This is a genomic window from Mucilaginibacter sp., assembly GCF_041663085.1.
Lineage (GTDB): Bacteria > Bacteroidota > Bacteroidia > Sphingobacteriales > Sphingobacteriaceae > Mucilaginibacter.
In genome coordinates this window covers 1-17,219 of the sequence record NZ_JBAZRC010000016.1, presented here as the reverse complement: position 1 = coordinate 17,219, position 17,219 = coordinate 1, and the positions used below count along the sequence as shown (strand labels likewise).

The 17,219-nt window shown below is 42.9% G+C and carries 22 protein-coding genes; 6 read left to right on the top strand and 16 right to left on the bottom strand.

The features are described from left to right. From WC615_RS05765 to trxA, 5 genes are all read left to right on the top strand, one after another. A complete protein-coding gene (locus WC615_RS05765; protein WP_372977170.1) occupies nucleotides 1-1,194 on the top strand; it encodes an MFS transporter in 1,194 nt (397 codons plus the stop codon). 475 nt (nucleotides 1,195-1,669) lie between these two features. Further along, nucleotides 1,670-2,500 (top strand): alpha/beta hydrolase, encoded by an 831-nt coding sequence (locus tag WC615_RS05760; RefSeq protein ID WP_372977169.1) that lies wholly within the window; start codon nucleotides 1,670-1,672, stop codon nucleotides 2,498-2,500. 75 nt (nucleotides 2,501-2,575) lie between these two features. After that, complete coding sequence (locus WC615_RS05755; RefSeq protein WP_372977168.1) at nucleotides 2,576-3,589, top strand: MBL fold metallo-hydrolase; 1,014 nt, start codon at nucleotides 2,576-2,578, stop codon at nucleotides 3,587-3,589. A 152-nt stretch (nucleotides 3,590-3,741) separates the two neighbouring features. Next, entirely contained in the window at nucleotides 3,742-4,617 is an 876-nt protein-coding gene (locus tag WC615_RS05750) for an alpha/beta hydrolase (protein WP_372977167.1), read from the top strand. 515 nt (nucleotides 4,618-5,132) lie between these two features. Continuing rightward, nucleotides 5,133-5,435 (top strand): thioredoxin, encoded by a 303-nt coding sequence (trxA, locus tag WC615_RS05745; protein WP_372977166.1) that lies wholly within the window; start codon nucleotides 5,133-5,135, stop codon nucleotides 5,433-5,435. A 3-nt stretch (nucleotides 5,436-5,438) separates the two neighbouring features. On the opposite strand, the gene WC615_RS05740 is transcribed toward trxA, so the two are convergent. From WC615_RS05740 to WC615_RS05730, 3 genes are read right to left on the bottom strand one after another with little or no spacing between them, the layout of a single operon-like run. Further along, a complete protein-coding gene (locus WC615_RS05740) occupies nucleotides 5,439-6,629 on the bottom strand; it encodes a DUF1624 domain-containing protein (protein WP_372977165.1) in 1,191 nt (396 codons plus the stop codon). 57 nt (nucleotides 6,630-6,686) lie between these two features. Next, a complete protein-coding gene (locus tag WC615_RS05735; RefSeq protein WP_372977164.1) occupies nucleotides 6,687-7,352 on the bottom strand; it encodes a phosphatase PAP2 family protein in 666 nt (221 codons plus the stop codon). 5 nt (nucleotides 7,353-7,357) lie between these two features. Next, the gene (locus tag WC615_RS05730; RefSeq protein ID WP_372977163.1) at nucleotides 7,358-9,094 is read right to left on the bottom strand and encodes a thiamine pyrophosphate-dependent enzyme; all 1,737 of its coding nucleotides are present in this window, start codon (nucleotides 9,092-9,094) and stop codon (nucleotides 7,358-7,360) included. An 85-nt stretch (nucleotides 9,095-9,179) separates the two neighbouring features. Between WC615_RS05730 and WC615_RS05725 the strand changes: the two genes are divergently transcribed. After that, nucleotides 9,180-9,494 (top strand): hypothetical protein, encoded by a 315-nt coding sequence (locus WC615_RS05725; RefSeq protein ID WP_372977162.1) that lies wholly within the window; start codon nucleotides 9,180-9,182, stop codon nucleotides 9,492-9,494. A 57-nt stretch (nucleotides 9,495-9,551) separates the two neighbouring features. Here WC615_RS05725 and rplQ read toward each other — a convergent pair whose 3' ends face one another. From rplQ to rplR, 13 genes are all read right to left on the bottom strand, one after another. Next, a complete protein-coding gene (gene rplQ, locus WC615_RS05720; RefSeq protein ID WP_372977161.1) occupies nucleotides 9,552-10,154 on the bottom strand; it encodes a 50S ribosomal protein L17 in 603 nt (200 codons plus the stop codon). Nucleotides 10,155-10,345: 191 nt separating this feature from the next. Then, entirely contained in the window at nucleotides 10,346-11,338 is a 993-nt protein-coding gene (locus WC615_RS05715) for a DNA-directed RNA polymerase subunit alpha (RefSeq protein ID WP_067059729.1), read from the bottom strand. A 96-nt stretch (nucleotides 11,339-11,434) separates the two neighbouring features. Next, on the bottom strand, nucleotides 11,435-12,043 hold the full coding sequence (gene rpsD, locus WC615_RS05710) for a 30S ribosomal protein S4 (RefSeq protein ID WP_121245928.1): 609 nt from the start codon (nucleotides 12,041-12,043) through the stop codon (nucleotides 11,435-11,437). Between the two features lie 67 nt (nucleotides 12,044-12,110). Further along, nucleotides 12,111-12,500, bottom strand: a complete 390-nt coding sequence (rpsK, locus tag WC615_RS05705; protein WP_372977160.1) for a 30S ribosomal protein S11 — start codon at nucleotides 12,498-12,500, stop codon at nucleotides 12,111-12,113. 130 nt (nucleotides 12,501-12,630) lie between these two features. Beyond that, a complete protein-coding gene (gene rpsM / locus WC615_RS05700; RefSeq protein WP_372977159.1) occupies nucleotides 12,631-13,008 on the bottom strand; it encodes a 30S ribosomal protein S13 in 378 nt (125 codons plus the stop codon). A gap of 69 nt (nucleotides 13,009-13,077) precedes the next feature. Beyond that, a complete protein-coding gene (gene rpmJ, locus WC615_RS05695) occupies nucleotides 13,078-13,194 on the bottom strand; it encodes a 50S ribosomal protein L36 (protein ID WP_082855993.1) in 117 nt (38 codons plus the stop codon). A gap of 8 nt (nucleotides 13,195-13,202) precedes the next feature. Then, nucleotides 13,203-13,421, bottom strand: coding sequence for a translation initiation factor IF-1 (gene infA, locus WC615_RS05690; protein WP_022833270.1), 219 nt, complete (start codon nucleotides 13,419-13,421; stop codon nucleotides 13,203-13,205). A gap of 63 nt (nucleotides 13,422-13,484) precedes the next feature. Beyond that, the gene (gene map, locus WC615_RS05685; RefSeq protein WP_191175910.1) at nucleotides 13,485-14,276 is read right to left on the bottom strand and encodes a type I methionyl aminopeptidase; all 792 of its coding nucleotides are present in this window, start codon (nucleotides 14,274-14,276) and stop codon (nucleotides 13,485-13,487) included. A gap of 7 nt (nucleotides 14,277-14,283) precedes the next feature. Continuing rightward, on the bottom strand, nucleotides 14,284-15,627 hold the full coding sequence (gene secY, locus WC615_RS05680) for a preprotein translocase subunit SecY (protein ID WP_191175909.1): 1,344 nt from the start codon (nucleotides 15,625-15,627) through the stop codon (nucleotides 14,284-14,286). A 5-nt stretch (nucleotides 15,628-15,632) separates the two neighbouring features. Continuing rightward, nucleotides 15,633-16,079, bottom strand: coding sequence for a 50S ribosomal protein L15 (gene rplO / locus WC615_RS05675; RefSeq protein WP_067059735.1), 447 nt, complete (start codon nucleotides 16,077-16,079; stop codon nucleotides 15,633-15,635). 4 nt (nucleotides 16,080-16,083) lie between these two features. Continuing rightward, nucleotides 16,084-16,263 carry a 50S ribosomal protein L30 gene (gene rpmD / locus WC615_RS05670; protein ID WP_067059736.1) on the bottom strand — a complete coding sequence of 60 codons (180 nt, stop codon included), beginning with the start codon at nucleotides 16,261-16,263 and terminating at the stop codon, nucleotides 16,084-16,086. 6 nt (nucleotides 16,264-16,269) lie between these two features. Next, nucleotides 16,270-16,788, bottom strand: coding sequence for a 30S ribosomal protein S5 (gene rpsE, locus WC615_RS05665; RefSeq protein ID WP_067059737.1), 519 nt, complete (start codon nucleotides 16,786-16,788; stop codon nucleotides 16,270-16,272). 12 nt (nucleotides 16,789-16,800) lie between these two features. Continuing rightward, nucleotides 16,801-17,154 carry a 50S ribosomal protein L18 gene (rplR, locus tag WC615_RS05660; protein ID WP_372977203.1) on the bottom strand — a complete coding sequence of 118 codons (354 nt, stop codon included), beginning with the start codon at nucleotides 17,152-17,154 and terminating at the stop codon, nucleotides 16,801-16,803. Nucleotides 17,155-17,219: the final 65 nt, after the last annotated feature.

Below are 17,219 nucleotides of genomic sequence, written 5' to 3'. Positions count from 1 at the left end.
ATGAAAAGATCAATTTACATACTTGCCCTCGGCGCTTTCGGCATCATCACTACCGAGTTTGGCGTAATTGGTATTTTACCCACCATTAGCCGCGAATTCCGGGTATCTATTGATACAGCGGGTTGGCTGTTAAGCGCTTTTGCACTCACCGTTGCCATATCCTCTCCGTTTATAACCGCCCTTACCACCAAAATAAACCGCAAGTTTTTGCTGTGCCTGGTATTGGGTGTATTTATACTATCAAACCTGCTATCGGCTTTTTCGCCAAACTTTACGGTGCTGATGATAGCCAGGATATTACCGGCATTCTTCCACCCTTTATTCTGGAATATCTCTTTGGCCGTAGCATTTAAACAGGGTGGTGCCAAAGCCGTTTCTGTGGTAATGACGGGGCTTAGCATCGCCACGGTATTGGGTGTACCGCTAACCACATACGCTGCCGATTTTTTCCACAACTGGCAGGCATCCTTTTTCCTTACAAGTCTAATAAGCTCGGTTGCCTTTTTGGGTTTACTACTTTTCGTGCCATCTATGCCGGGTAATAAAGAGAAAACTGCAGAAAGCCAGCTTTATGTATTAAAGGACCCGAAGCTATGGCTTAATCTGGTTTCAACAGTTCTTACACTCGCCGCTATGTTTTCAAGCTATAGCTACCTGGCTGCTTACCTCGAAAAAATATCGCACATGAATGGTGCTCAGATCAGCATTATGCTGCTTTTGTTTGGCGGCATGGGCATAGCCGGTAATTGGCTAATGGGTATTGCCCTGGGTAAAAATGTAATGCTGGCCAGTCGGGTGTTTTTTATGCTCTTGATAGGAGTTCAATTATTGGCGTATTATTTTGGAGGCATTTTTATACCCATGATCCTCATTGTTTCTTTTTGGGGGATGATACATACCGGCGGGTTTTTAGTACCTAACATACGCACCACCCAAAGTGTACCACATAATGCCTTAGAATTTGTAAATAGCCTGCTAACCTCATGTTATAATATCGGCATCTCACTGGGGGCCTTCCTGGGTGGCTTTGTTATAGCAAGGTATGGCATTCATGAAATAATCTGGATGTCAACACCCTTATTGTTATTAGCATACGGACTAAGCTTTATCGTTACCAAAACACAAAAGGCAAGTAAAGAAGAAGCTAATGAACGCATAGAACAAGAGGCGGTACCGGCAGTTGTTTGCGAGTAATAGCTGCTACGTTGGTTAAAGGTACATGATAGATTATTACTATTAATTCCCTCCCTTGGGAGGGGTGCGATGGTCTGTGTAGTGGCAGGGAGGGGTTTTTCGTGAGACAAGCGTATAAACCCCTCCCTACACCCTCCCGTGGGGAGGGAATCCCTTTCGCTACCGCAAGCGTCCCGCTTGTGGATTTAGAACGGTAATGAACAAAGCTACGCTTTGCATAACATGATGCAATGCGTTTACCAGGCATGCGGCCACAAGCGGGACGCTTGCGGTAGCAGAGTCTGTGTAGTGGCAGGGAAGGGTTTTGCGTGAGACAAGCGTATAAACCCCTCCCTACACCCTCCCGTGGGGAGGGAATCGCACTGGCCCACGCTTTTATATTTATTCTGGTCTGATTATAGCCCACAACCGAGACTGATTTAGAAGACGGAAAATACTTACTGCTTTTCGCATCAAAAGCCGTAATTTTCGGCCTATGATAGTTAAGCAGCATTATACCATCCCCGGGGCAAAAGGCCGGGGCATGACAGCCGATATCACCTACGATACTTTACATCCTTATGCGCCGCTGGTGATATTCGCCCATGGCATCAGGGGGTTTAAAGATTGGGGCGCACATAACCTGGTTGCCAGATATTTTGCAGAAAATGGTTTCCGCTTCCTTAAATTCAACTTTTCGCATAACGGTACTACGGCAGATAACCCTACAGAATTTGCCGACCTGATAGCATTTAGCGATAACACTTTCACCATCGAACTGGAAGACCTTAAATCGGTTATTGATTTTGCCTGCGGCGGGTCGGCCATCCCCCGGGTAAACAGCGTTTACCTTATTGGGCATAGCATGGGCGGCGGCATCGGCATCATCAAAACTGCCGAAGATAAGCGCATTACCAAACTGGTTACTATGGCGGCCATATCAAGCTTTCATAACCTTTGGCCAAAACAGGCCGAGCAGCAATGGCGCTTACAAGGGGTAATGTACATGAAAAACTCGCGCACAGGCCAAAATATGCCCTATAAATCATCGTTGTTAAAAGATCTGGATGATAACGTTGCCCGTTTAGACATCCCGCTTAAAGCGGCTGCAATAAAACAACCATGGCTAATTATCCATGGCGATGCCGATACCAGTGTACCGCTAAGCCATGCCGAACAGTTGCATGCCGCGCAACCCGGAGCTGAGTTTTTAGTTATCCCCGGTGCCGACCATACATTTAACGCAACTCAACCATATGAACTACCGGAACTGCCTGCACAGCTTTTAGCCTTTTGCAATGCTGCTATCAGCTTTTTTAATAAATAAAGCCTGTTTTGATCATATTTAAGCAAGCTTTGCCGTTATTATAATATATTTAGATACAAAGTTTTATAATTGTTCATGAGTTTAGCCGGAGCACAAAAAAAAGGACGCAAATTTTTAAACCCTATACCTACTGAAGATGCCGGTTTTGGCAAAATGATCCCTATCCTGAGGGAATACATGGATAACAAAGCTGAGAATGTCCCTAAAATACCTTTAGGCCCGTTTAAAACAGACACATCCATTTACAAAACGCCGCCTGCAAGCGGTTTACGCATTACCTGGGTTGGGCATAGCAGCCTGCTGATAGAGATTGATGGTATCCGTATTTTAACAGATCCGGTTTGGAGCCAAAGGGTTTCATTTTCGCAGGCGTTTGGCCCTAAAAGGTTTTTCCAGCCGCCTATAGCATTGGAAGACCTGCCCCCACTGGATGCGGTTATCGTATCGCACGATCATTATGACCACCTGGATAAGGCCACAATTAAGTTTTTCGCGGGTAAGCCCATTCCTTTTATCACTCCTATGGGGGTTTGCAAATACCTGGAGGATTGGGGCATACTAAAAAACTATACCAATGAGGTTGACTGGGGCGATAGTGTAATGATAGGCAATTGCAATATCACTGCTACACCTTCCAGACATTTCTCGGGCAGGGGCATTATCAATCGTAACGAAACACTCTGGGCGTCTTTTGTGATAAAAGGCCCGCAGCATAATATCTTTTTTGGTGCCGATTCGGGCTGGTTCCCGGGTTTTGCAGAGATAGGTGAAGCCTTTGGGCCTTTCGACCTGACTATGCTGGAGATCGGCGCCTATGGCAAATACTGGCCGGATATACACATGGGTCCTGATCATGCCACAAACGCGCACCTGGCACTTAAAGGAGATGTGATGATGCCGCTACATTGGGCCACATTCAGCCTTGCCCCGCACGCCTGGTATGAGCCCGGCGAAAGGTTGGTTAACTTTGCAAAGGAAAAAAACATCAAACTATTTATGCCCGAGCCCGGTAAACCTACCGAAGTGAACGGTCCTTATAATTCGGAATGGTGGAAACGTTTTATGAGAACGGAGAGTCAGGACATTTAGAGTCAGGAATCAAGAAAAAAGAGAAGAAAACTACTTGATTATCCTTGGTTTGCTTAAACATTGCTATGCTGCCGGAATTTATTCAATTGTTAGCTTTTTCTTGATTCTTTACTCTTGACTCTTTATTCGCATAAATATGTAAATTTACTTACATGAAAAAGCCGGTATCGTTTTACAATATTTTATGTATGCTGATGCTGTGCAACTGTGCAGCGCAGGCCCAAACAGTTATACCGCTATGGGCAAAGGGCGCACCGGGTTTTGAGAACCGCCGAAACGAGCCTGAACAGGCTAAAGATTATTGGGTAAAAAACATCCATAACCCATCTTTAACGGTTTACCTGCCCCCTGCCGATAAGGCAAATGGCGCGGCTGTGGTAATTTGCCCCGGTGGTGGGCACCGTTTACTGGTTTATAATGCCGAAGGTGTGGCACCCGCTAAATTTTATAACAGTTTAGGCGTAACCGTTTTTATACTAAAATACCGGTTAGGCAGGGATATGTTATCGCCGTATAAGGTGGATATACATCCCAAACAGGATGCTTACCGCGCCATGCGTTTGGTGCGCAGCCGCGCTGCCGAATTTAGTTTAGATACCAACCGCATTGGCATGATGGGGTTTTCGGCCGGTGGCGAAGTGGTGGATATGGTTGCTTTTAGCGGCTGGAAAGGTGACCCAAAAGCCGCCGACCCGGTAGACCGCGCCAGCGCTAAACCCAACTTTATTGTGCAGGTTTATCCGGGACCGGGTTTTGTGCCCGAAACTATCCCGGCAGATGCGCCGCCTGCTTTTTTAGTGGCCGCTAACGATGATGCTTGCTGCTCGTTGCCTATCATCCAGCTTTTACAGCGCTATCGCGAAGCAAAGGTACCGGTAGAGATGCATCTATATGCCAAAGGCGACCATGCTTTTAATATGGGCGCCAACCGTAAGCTCATATCTATCAATAACTGGCCGCAACGCCTTGCCGATTGGCTGCAGGACAGCAATATATTGCAGCCTGAGCGGAAGAAGATATTGCATTAAGGTTTGAGCAGCTTAAATTCCCTCCTTGGAGAGGGGTGCGGTGGCCTGTGTATTGGTAGGGAGGGGTTATACATAGCACATGTCGCAAAAACCCCTCCCTGCACCCTCCCGTTGGGAGGGAATCGCGCCGGCCAACACATTAAAGTTTCCGCCCTTGTTGGTGTTGTCACCAACAAGCCGCCATGCATCCAAACCTTATTCGATACCTGTCCTAAATGCTGTTGGTGACAACACCAACAGCGGCGAAAAAGTCTACGGCAATGGATACAAGGCCTCTCCACCAGTTGTCCCGATGGGACAACTGGTGGAGAGAGAACATACATAGAAGTGGATTGCGTGCCATAGGTACGCTTGATATCAATTGTACCTACGGCACAAAAAATAAATTATTCAATAGCTACCAACCAGGCATCCCTACAGGATGCAAATAGCGCTTGCTCTTTGCAAAAGAATCTTTTTATATATCATAAAACGTATTTGCACATTTACCGTTATAACTAAAAGGAGATAAACCAATGGCAAACTTCCAGGAGATTATAGCATCAGACAAACCCGTGTTGGTCGATTTTTCAGCAGAGTGGTGCGGGCCGTGTAAAATGATGCCCCCTATTTTAAAACAAGTGAAAGACGCGCTTGGTGATAAGGTTACCATCATCAAAATAGATATAGACAAAAACCCCGCGGCTGCCAGCGCTTACCGTGTACAAAGCGTGCCCACGCTAATGGTTTTCCAAAACGGGCAAAGCAAATGGCGACAAAGCGGCGTAATGCAAGCTAACCAGTTACAGCAGATTATTCAGCAATACATTAAAGCTTAATGGCTACAAATAGCTAAGCCACCATTGTTTGTGGGTTTTCTTATAATTAGAGAACCACTTGCATGGGTAATAAAGTGACAGGATAATAGCCAGCCATATTAAATAAACTATGCCTATGCTAAACCCAAACCCCGGCGGCGCAAACAAAAAAGGGCTGTTTGGCGTGATGATCTGCGAGGGCTTAAATGCCTGCAAAAAGAAAACAATTACGGTTAAGATGCGGATCAAATAAAAATGGCACACGTAATAAAAGAAAGGCACGCTGCCATATACCTTGAAAAACTCCGCCAGTTTCCCTGCCGATTTTTCTGTTAATGCCAATACTAATAAGGCCGCTGATAAAGTAAGGCACGTATACATTAGTGAAGGCGGGTACTTGCTAACATTCAAAAACGACATAAAAGTAAACAGCCCGTTTTTTTGTGCCGACCATGGCGCAGGGTCGCCATAAGCGTTAACCAGGCGCAATGCCATAAATACCAGGAATAGCAACAATGATGCATATATCAATAGTACCTTTCTGTCTGTAGGCTTGTATTTAGCCTGGTATAAACCACCAAAAGCATAACCCAGTAACATTACACCCGTCCATGGTATAACCGCGTAAAGCGCAAATACTACATGGGTTTTATCTAAAAAGAAAAGGGTTCCCCTGGCGGTGAAGAACAGTTTCATTAACACATCTTCGGTGCCGTTTGGCGGTAGCTTTATGTTATTAAGCAGATCATGGCCCACAATTATTAATATTCCTATTAATCCTATTACGCGTGCTGGTAACCGCACCAGTAAGCCAAGCAATATCATACTTACACCTATAGCCCATATTACCTGCAAAGCTATGGCGTTATAAAGCGGATTAAGGGATAAGGCTAATGTAATAAGGGCAACCTCTACAAACACCAGCCATAACCCTCGTTTTATCAAAAAACCGCTTAACCCGCCTTTTGTTCGGCGCGTGCCGGCCAGGTATGCCGAGAGGCCGCTTAAAAAAACGAATGCAGGCGCGCAAAAGTGGGTTATCCAACGGGTAAAGAACAGCACCGGCGTAGTTGTAGCAAGATTTGTTGGGTCGCTTGTAACGGCACCTATATGGAAATACTCGCGTGTATGGTCAATCGCCATAATCAGCATAATGATGCCGCGTAATATATCAATAGATTGCACCCGCTGTTTGGTGGATAAGCTTGTGGTCATGATTGTAATGTTCAGGGTTTTATGACCTGAAATTACAGAAAATTATTTTCAAAAAACTTATTCTGTTTCGGCAACCGGTGCTTCTTCTTTACCAGCACGCTTACGAAGGTATAACCATGATAGCAGGTAAAGCGAAAGCAACCCTAATAAAAAGCCCCCCAGCACATCGGTAAACCAATGCGCCCCCAGGTATATGCGCGAGAATGGTATGGTGAAAATAAATAAGAAACTAATTACGATGACGATATATTTAAAGGCTTTAGAGATTTTCTCTAACTGAACCATCAGCAGTATCAAAAAACCAAAAAACACCACATAAAACATCACATGCCCGCTGGGGAAGCTTTGCTGCGTAGTTTCAAAAACAATGCGTACCAAATCTTTTGAAGGCCTTGGCCGGTTAACAAGGGCTTTTACTATAGTACTTACCAACCCCGAAAGGCCGGTTAGCAATACAAAAACTGCGGCTTTTTTATATTTAAACAGAAAAAACAGCAGGCTGGTTACCGTTATCAATATCACCGACTCGGGCATGTAACCCGGCGTACTTACCAGATACATTACCGTATCAATAAATTTGTTCTGATGCTCCTGTATGTCTTCAGAAAATTTAAGGTCGATAGCCAGCGTTGGGTATATAGCCACGATGATGGAAAGTACTATAAAGCCCAGTGTAATTACAGACAGTACCAACAGCAAAATATGCCGTCTGTGTATATTCATTTATATTATATCAGGTCTTTTAAATGTTTATAGTTGGCTTTTATAGTATCTACAACCTCATCCATACGCCTGTTAAGCATAAGTTTGGTCATGGATAAAGCCATCCCCTTCATCTGCCCCAATTCAATTTTTGGTGGCATGGCTAAAGCGTTAGGGTCTGTAAATATATTTATTAATGCCGGGCCTTTATATATCAATCCTTCAATTAATCCTTGTTTTGCTTCATCCGGATCTTTTATGGTGATGCCTTTTATACCCATTGCTTTGGCAACCATGGCAAAATCGGGGTTATGCATATCGGTTTGCCAGTTGGGCAGGCCGGCTACTTCCATTTCCAGCTTCACCATCCCTAAAGAGCGATTGTTGAATACGATGATCTTTATCGGCAGGTTGTATTGGGTTATCGTCGCCAGATCGCCCAATAGCATGGACAGGCCGCCATCGCCACATAAAGCCACCACCTGCCTGCCGGGGCAAGCCAAAGCAGCGCCAATAGCCTGCGGCATAGCATTAGCCATTGATCCGTGGTTAAAAGAGCCTATCATTTTACGCTTACCTGTAGCATTAATATAGCGCGAGCCCCAAACGCACGACATACCCGTATCTACCGTAAAAATAGCATCATCCGTAGCCAGTTCATCAATCAGGCTGGCAATATACTCGGGGTGGATATTCTCTTTTTTGCCGGTATCTTTTACATACGTTTTCATGTTATCCTTAACATGGGCATAAAACTTTAGCTGTGCCTGCAAAAAGCTGTCGTCATCGTGCTGCTCAATCTGCGGCAGTAATTCGGTAAGGGTATCTTTTACAGATCCGCTTAAACCCACATCCACTTTGGCGCGGCGGCCAATGCGCTCTGGCTTGATATCTATCTGTACAATTTTACAATCGGTAGGCATAAAAGGCGTATAGGGAAAATCCGTTCCCAGTAAAACCAGCAGGTCGCTCTCATGCATGCTATGGTAGGCCGATGGCAGGCCTAACAAGCCCGTCATGCCAACTTCATTGGGGTTACCGTACTGTATATCCATTTTAGAGCGGAATGAGTAAGCAACCGGCGCATTAAGTTTCTGCGATAATGCAACCACTTCATCATGCGCATCAGCGGCACCTATCCCGCAAAACAGCGTTATCTTTTTATGCTGATTAAGCAGTGCTGCCAGTTTAACCAAATCGTCATCAGATGGCCTTATTACAGCAACCGGGTCAAAGTTTTGGGTAGATGTAGTGATATCCTCCGCATCCATACTGGTGAGGTCGCCGGGCACACCAATTACTGATACACCCTTACGATGCAACGCAGCCTGTATGCCTGCCTGCAGCATCCTCGGGAATTGTTTAGGTGTTGTAGCCACCTGGTTGTAATAACTGCAATCATCAAATAATTTAATGGTGTTGGTTTCCTGGAAGTATTCGGTACCATACTCAAAACTGGCAATGGTTGATGCTATGGCAATAACAGGCGCACCAGATCGGTGAGCATCATACAAACCATTTATCAGGTGCACGTGGCCCGGGCCGCTGCTGCCCGCGCAACAGGCAAGGTTACCGGTTATCTGGGCCTCTGCACCTGCTGCATAGGCACCCGCTTCTTCATGCCGTACGTGTACCCATTGTATGCTGCCTTCGCGCCGTACGGCATCATTTACCTCGTTTAAGCTGTCGCCGGTTACGGCATATATCCTTTTGATGCCCGCGTTCACCAACATCTCTACCATTTGGTCTGCTACGTTTGCCATTTTATGTTTAGTTATTATACTTATCTTAACCCTGTAAGTAAGTGGGGGTTTTATAATTTGATAATTAATATTAAAAACGATAGTTATGGGACGTATTGTAATTGTAGCTTATCAGCCCAAACCCGGCAAAGCAGCAGAATTAAAAGCGCTGACCCGTACACATGTACCGCGTTTAAAGCAGGAAGGCCTGGTAACCGACAGGCAGCCGGTGCTATTAGAAACCAGTAATGGCACTGTTATAGAAATATTTGAATGGCTATCGGCAGAGGCTATTCAACAGGCGCATCAAAATAAGGTGGTGCACCAAATGTGGGCCGAGTTTGATGCGGTTTGTACCTATGTGCCGCTAAATACACTGGGCGAAACAGGTAATATGTTTGCGGAGTTTACGCCGATATAAAACAAAAAAGCCCCGGTTAAATAACCAGGGCTTTAGTATGCTTAAGGGAGCAATTAATTACTCACCTTTTTCAGCGTTTTTTTCCTTATCATCAGCTGCAGGAGCTTCAGTTGCAGGAGTTTCTTCTACAGCAGGTGCTGCTTCAGCAACCGGAGCCTCAGCTACAGTTTCTTCAGCTACAACAGGTGCAGCAGTTTCTTTTGCTACAGGCGCAGCAGTTTCAGCTTTTGCTTTTGTAGAACCACCACGGCGACGTGTTGATTTTTTCTCAGCTTTAGCAGCAACATCTTTACCGTAAACAGTGTTGTAATCAACTAACTCGATGATAGCCATTTCAGCGTTATCGCCTAAACGGTTCTCTAACTTAACGATACGAGTGTAACCACCCGGGCGGTTAGCAATTTTCTCAGCAACTTCACGGAACAGGATGTTCACAGTGTCTTTGTCTTGTAAATAGCTAAATACGGTACGGCGTGAGTGCGTAGTATCGTTTTTTGATTTAGTTAAAAGTGGCTCAACATAACCGCGTAAAGCTTTTGCTTTTGCTAATGTTGTTGTAATACGCTTGTGTTGAATAAGCGAAGAAGCCATGTTAGCCAACATCGCTTTGCGGTGGCTGTCTGTACGACCTAAGTGGTTAACTTTTTTTCCGTGTCTCATTTGTTTTTGTGTTGTGGCACGTGCATACCGTTGGGCGACTTATAAATCAAGCCCGCGGAATTACGCGATATTTAGTGACTTATTAATTAGCGGTCAAAGATTCGTCACCGTATGTATCATCTTCAACCAAAGTTCTATTTAAATAAAAAGAGGTTAGTGATGCTATACATCGCTAACCTCTAATCATAAAATTATTCTTCGTCTAACTTAAATTTAGACAGGTTCATACCAAAAGATAAGCCTTTTGATTTAACCAGGTCCTGAATTTCAGTTAATGATTTTTTACCAAAGTTCCTGAATTTTAACATATCAGCAACATCGTAAGAAACCAGGTCTGCAAGGCTGCGGATATCTGCAGCTTTTAAGCAGTTAAGTGCGCGCACTGACAGGTCAAGATCAACCAATTCAGTTTTAAGGATCTTACGCATGTGTAAGATTTCCTCATCAACTTCTTTAGTTTCTTCTTTAGCCTGTGCTTCAAGCATCATGTTCTCGTCAGAGAACAGCATGAAGTGCTGGATAAGAATTTTCGCAGCTTGTTTCAAAGCATCCTCAGGATGAATTGAACCATCTGTAGAAATATCAAGGATCAGTTTTTCGTAATCTGTTTTTTGCTCAACACGATAGTTTTCTAAAGTGTATTTTACATTTTTGATAGGCGTAAAGATAGAATCGATAGCTATCACACCTACGTTAGCATCAGGATTTTTGTTTTCCTCGTTGCTGATGTAACCACGGCCTTTAGCAACAGTAAGCTCAACTTCAAGCGTTACTGATGAATCCATGTTACAGATAACCAACTCAGGGTTTAATACTTCAAAGTTGTTTGAAAACTTGGTAATATCGCCTGCTTTAAAAGCATCCTGGCCGTTAATGATCACAAATATTTTCTCATTATCGCCCGATTCACCTATCTTTTTAAAACGAACTTGTTTTAAGTTAAGGATGATCTCGGTTACATCTTCAACCACACCTTTGATGGTCGAAAACTCATGCATCACACCCGAAAAACGAACCGATGTAATAGCAAAACCTTCTAATGAAGAAAGTAAGATACGACGCAGAGCATTACCAATGGTTACACCGAAGCCTGGTTCTAACGGACGAAACTCAAACGTGCCATCAAAATCATTTGATTTCTGCATGATAACCTTGTCTGGTTTTTGAAATGCTAAAATTGCCATTTATATCTTTTATTTATTGTTAACTAATTTGAATAGATTTTAACCACGAAAATGATTGACATAGTATGCCAACCATCCCGCGGATAATTATCGTTATTATTTTGAGTATAACTCGACGATTAAGTTCTCTTTGATATTCTCAGGGATCTCGTCGCGGTTTGGATAGTTTAAGAACTTACCTGATAATTCATCAGCGTTCCATTCTAACCAGCTATATTTATTTACTTTACGGCCAGCTACTGATGTAGTGATGCTTTCAAGTGATTTTGATTTTTCGCGTACTGCAATAACGTCACCAGCTTTAAGTTGGTATGAAGCGATGTTTACAACGCTACCGTTAACAGTAATGTGTTTGTGGCCTACTAACTGGCGTGCACCAGAACGTGTAGGAGCAATACCTAAACGGTAAACTGCATTATCTAAACGTGCTTCTAAGAATTTTAACAAATTCTCACCGGTGATACCTTCTTTAGCAGAAGCAGTATGGAATAAGTTTTCGAACTGACGCTCTAACACACCGTAAGTGTATTTAACTTTTTGTTTTTCCATTAACTGTACTGCGTACTCAGATTGCTTTCCTCTTCTTTTAGAAGCACCATGCATACCTGGTCCGTAGTTTTTTCTCTCTAACGCTTTGTCCGGACCGAAGATCGGCTCGCGGAACCTACGCGCAATTTTTGATTTGGGGCCTGTATATCTTGCCATTGTTTGTGTGTTTTAAAGTATCAAACAGCCCGCAGCTGCCGAATCTTAGCTTTAAAAAATTAGTGAATTAAACTCTTCTACGTTTTGATGGACGGCAACCGTTGTGCGGAAGCGGGGTGATGTCCTTTATAGTAGTTACCTCGATACCTGTTGTTTGCAGGGTACGGATAGCAGACTCGCGGCCTGAACCCGGGCCTTTAACAAACACCTCTACCTTACGTAAGCCTAAGTCGTAAGCAACTTTACCGCAATCGGCAGCAGCCTGACCGGCAGCATAAGGGGTGTTCTTTTTAGAACCTTTAAAACCCATTTTACCTGCAGAAGACCATGATATAGCCTGTCCGTTTTTGTTGGTAAGGGTGATAATGATGTTGTTAAAAGTTGCGTTGATGTGTGCTTCGCCGATTGACTCAACTACTACAATACGCTTTTTGGTAACTTTTTTAGATTTAGCCATTTTCTTGTTTATTGTATACAAATTACTTGGTTACCGAATAACCCGGACTTGTATCACTGTTCTTTTTAAATATATTCCTAATGGTTACAGGGTATCGAACTTGTCTTTACCCTTAACCACTAATCACTTACTATTTAGTAGCTTTCTTTTTGTTAGCAACTGTTTTACGTTTTCCTTTACGGGTACGTGAGTTGTTTTTGGTGCGCTGGCCACGTAGAGGTAAACCTTTACGGTGACGGGTACCACGGTAGCAACCAATATCCATTAAACGTTTGATGTTAAGCTGAACTTCTGAACGCAGTGAACCTTCAACTTTAATTTTATCGTTGATGATGGTACGAATAGCAGTTAACTGATCATCTGACCAATCCTGAACTTTAGTATTAAAGTCAATACCTGCTTCAGTTAAAATGTTTTGAGCGGTTGTACGGCCTATACCGTAAATGTAGGTTAAGCCTATCTCGCCTCTTTTATTTTTTGGTAAATCAATACCGGAAATCCTTGCCATATTTGTTTTTTGTTTTACGTAATACCGAACGGCGGGCCACCGTTGTACGGGTTATTACAAATTCTTTAATTATCCCTGACGTTGTTTAAACTTCGGGTTCTTTTTGTTTATCACGTAAAGTTTCCCGTTGCGGCGAATGATCTTGCAATCAACACTGCGTTTTTTAATGGATGCTCTAACTTTCATCTCGTTTATTATTTATATCTGTAGGTTATTCTTCCTTTTGTTAAATCGTATGGGCTCATTTCCAGTTTCACTCTGTCGCCAGGTAAAATTTTGATATAGTGCATACGCATTTTGCCGGATATGTGTGCAATAATCTCGTGGCCGTTTTCAAGTTCAACTCTAAACATAGCATTTGATAATGCTTCGCGAATTGTACCGTCTTGCTCAATCGAGGATTGTTTTGCCATATTTTACTGATTATTACTTAATTATCCGCCCTGAAAGCGGGATGCAAAATTAATAAAAATTATTTAATTATTATTCTTTTCTTCTAAAACTTTATCAATGTATTCAAACGTCGATAAAATGTCTGGTTTTCCCTTACCAACAGCTACTGTATGCTCATAATGTGCTGATGGTTTTTTATCAACCGTTGATACTGTCCATCCATCATCCCAAAACTTAACACCTGCCCTGCCTGCATTTATCATAGGTTCAATGGCAATTACCATTCCTTCCTCTAACTTAATGCCCGATCCACGTTTACCGTAGTTTGGTACTTCTGGTTTTTCATGTAAGCGAATCCCCACACCGTGGCCAACCAGTTCCTTAACAACACCAAAGCCATGCTTCTCGGCATGTTCCTGAACTGCGTAGCCGATATCGCCAATGCGCATACCTACTACTGCTTTCGCAACACCAAGGTCTAAACATTCCCTGGTAACGCGCATTAGGGTTTTGGTGGTTTCATCTACTTCGCCAATAGCATAAGTAAATGCCGAGTCGCCAAAGTATTTGTTAAGGATCACACCGCAATCAACCGATACCAGGTCGCCTTCAACTAAAACATGTTTGCCTGGGAAACCGTGCACCACCTGGTCATTAAGCGATATGCACAATGAATAAGGGAAGCCATTATAGTTTAAAAATGCCGGAACCCCTCCGTTGTCACGGATAAAGGTTTCGGCAAGTTTATTCAATTCCATTGTAGTAACACCCGGGGCAATAATTTTTGCTACTTCCGCGTGTGTTTTAGAAACAAGTAAAGAACTTTCTCTTATGAGTTCTATCTCCTCGACAGACTTATAATTGATCTTTGACATGTATTAATTAGATAACTGGCGGGGTAGCACCCGATGCTGTAGGGATACTTGCACGGCCTTTTATCCTGCCTGTTTTCATCAACCCGTCGTAATGACGCATTAACAAATGGCTCTCTATCTGCTGTAAAGTATCTAAAACTACACCCACTAGGATGATCAATGATGTTCCACCAAAAAATCTTGCAAACAAGCTGCTTACACCTACCAAACTGGCCAGGGCCGGGATGATAGCAACAATAGCTAAGAAAATAGAACCCGGCAAAGTTATTTTAGAGATTACTCCGTCAATAAAATCAGCTGTGCTTTTACCTGGTTTAATACCCGGTATAAAGCCACCGTTCTTTTTCATATCATCAGCCATCTGGTTAGGATTAACTGTAATAGCTGTATAAAAGTAAGTGAATAGTATAATTAATATACCAAACGTTAAGTTATGCTGCCAAGAGTTAGGGTTTGATAATGCTATTAACACACCGTTTGAGGTTGCATTAGGGAAAAACTGCGAAACTGTTGCCGGTATAAACATTAATGCCTGCGCAAATATAATTGGCATTACACCCGCAGCATTTACCTTTAAAGGTATATACTGGCGCACACCACCATATTGTTTGTTACCCACAATACGTTTTGCGTATTGTACAGCAATTTTACGTGTTCCCTGCACTATCAATATGGTAAACATTACCACACCAAGCAGTGCAACAATCTCAACAATGAAGGTAATTAAACCACCTGCACCACCTGTACGAGACTGGAACTCTACAATAAACGCCTGTGGCAATTGAGCAATGATACCCACCATAATGATCAGTGAGATACCGTTACCGATACCTTTATCAGTGATCTTCTCGCCAAGCCACATTACAAATAAGGTGCCCGCGGTTAATACGCAAACATTTAGTATTGTAAAGTATGGGTTTGGAATAAGCATAGCATCAGCCGTAACCTGCGATTTTAAATAGCCAATAGCCTGTAGCGCTGTGATACCTATAGTTAGGTAACGTGTCCACTGGTTTATTTTGTTACGGCCGCTTTCGCCCTCTTTTTGCAGTTTAATGAAGTAAGGTACCGCAATACCCAACAGCTGCACCACAATTGAAGCAGAAATGTAAGGCATAACACCTAATGCCAAAATAGACGAACGTGAGAACGAACCTCCGGCAAACATGTTTAACAGCCCTACAAGGCCTTCTTTGTTTTGGGTACTATTAAGTGATGCCGCGTTTACACCCGGCAAAACAATAAACGAACCAACACGATATATCAAAAGAAATAAGAGTGTGTTTGTAATACGCACTCTTAGATCTTCAATTTTCCAGATATTGGATAATGTGGTGAAAAATTTCTTCATCGAAATTATAACTTTACAATAGTTCCGCCAGCTGCTTCAATAGCTTTTTGTGCAGTAGCAGTAAATGCGTGTGCTTTAACCTCTAATTTAGCTTTTAATTCGCCACGACCAAGGATTTTTACCAAATCGTTACGAGACGCTAAACCGTGCTCTTTCAAGATATCGAAATCAACTGTTGCCAGTGAATATTTCTCAACCAGTTGTTGCAACACATCAAGGTTTACACCTGTATATTCAACACGGTTAGGGTTTTTAAAACCAACCTTAGGCACACGGCGTTGTAATGGCATCTGGCCACCTTCAAAACCTACCTTGGTAGATGTACCTGAACGTGAACCGGCACCTTTATGGCCACGGGTTGATGTACCGCCACGGCCAGAACCTGTACCACGGCCAATTCTTTTTCTATTTTTAGTAGAACCTTCTGCAGGTTTGAGATTACTTAAATTCATGATATTAAATATTTTCTACTGCTACCAGGTGGTTAACTTTTCTAACCATACCTATAATAGCCGCAGTGGCTTCAACTTCCACGCTGTGGTTAATTTTCTTAAGGCCTAAGGCCTCAACGGTTTTCTTTTGGCGCTCGCTTCTGTCGATAACGCTTTTGATCTGTGTTATTTTAATTTTCGACATGACTGATTATCCGTTAAATACTTTACCTAAACTAATACCGCGTTGTTGCGCTACAGTAACCGCATCACGTAATTGTGATAATGCAGATACGGTTGCTTTAACCACGTTGTGCGGGTTTGATGATCCTTTTGATTTTGCCAATACATTGTGTATACCGGCACTTTCTAATACCGCACGCATCGCACCACCAGCTATTACACCGGTACCGTTTGCAGCTGGTTTTAAGAATACAAAACCACCAGAGAATTTACCAATTTGCTCATGCGGGATAGTGTTGTTGATAATCGGAACTTTAACCAAGTTCTTTTTAGCATCATCAATACCTTTTGCAATTGCTTCGGTAACCTCTTTTGCTTTACCCAAACCGTAACCTACAACACCGTTCTCATCACCTACTACCACAATGGCAGAAAAGCTGAATGTACGGCCACCTTTGGTTACTTTGGCTACACGTTGTATGCTCACCAGGCGATCTTTTAATTCGATCTCGCTGGTTTTTACTCTTTTTATGTTGATTGTTGACATTTCCGTTTTCGATTAAAAGTTTAAACCACCTTCACGTGCACCTTCAGCCAGTGATTTAACACGGCCATGATACAGGTAACCATTCCTGTCAAAAACAACATCTTTAATACCTGCGGCAATAGCTTTTTCAGCTACTAATTTACCTACAGCTACCGATTGATCTGACTTTGTTGTACCGCTTGCTACGAAATCTTTTGATAATGATGAAGCAGATACAATAGTTTTTCCTGTTACATCGTCAATGATTTGTGCATAGATGCCTTTGTTGCTTCTGAATACAGATAGACGAGGGCGTGCTGTTGAACCTGAAAGGCGTTTTCTGATGCCTTTTTTAATCCTGTCTCTTCTTGATAATTTCATGACGATTATTTTTTAGATGCTGATTTACCTGCTTTTCTTCTCAATACTTCGCCAACAAACTTGATACCTTT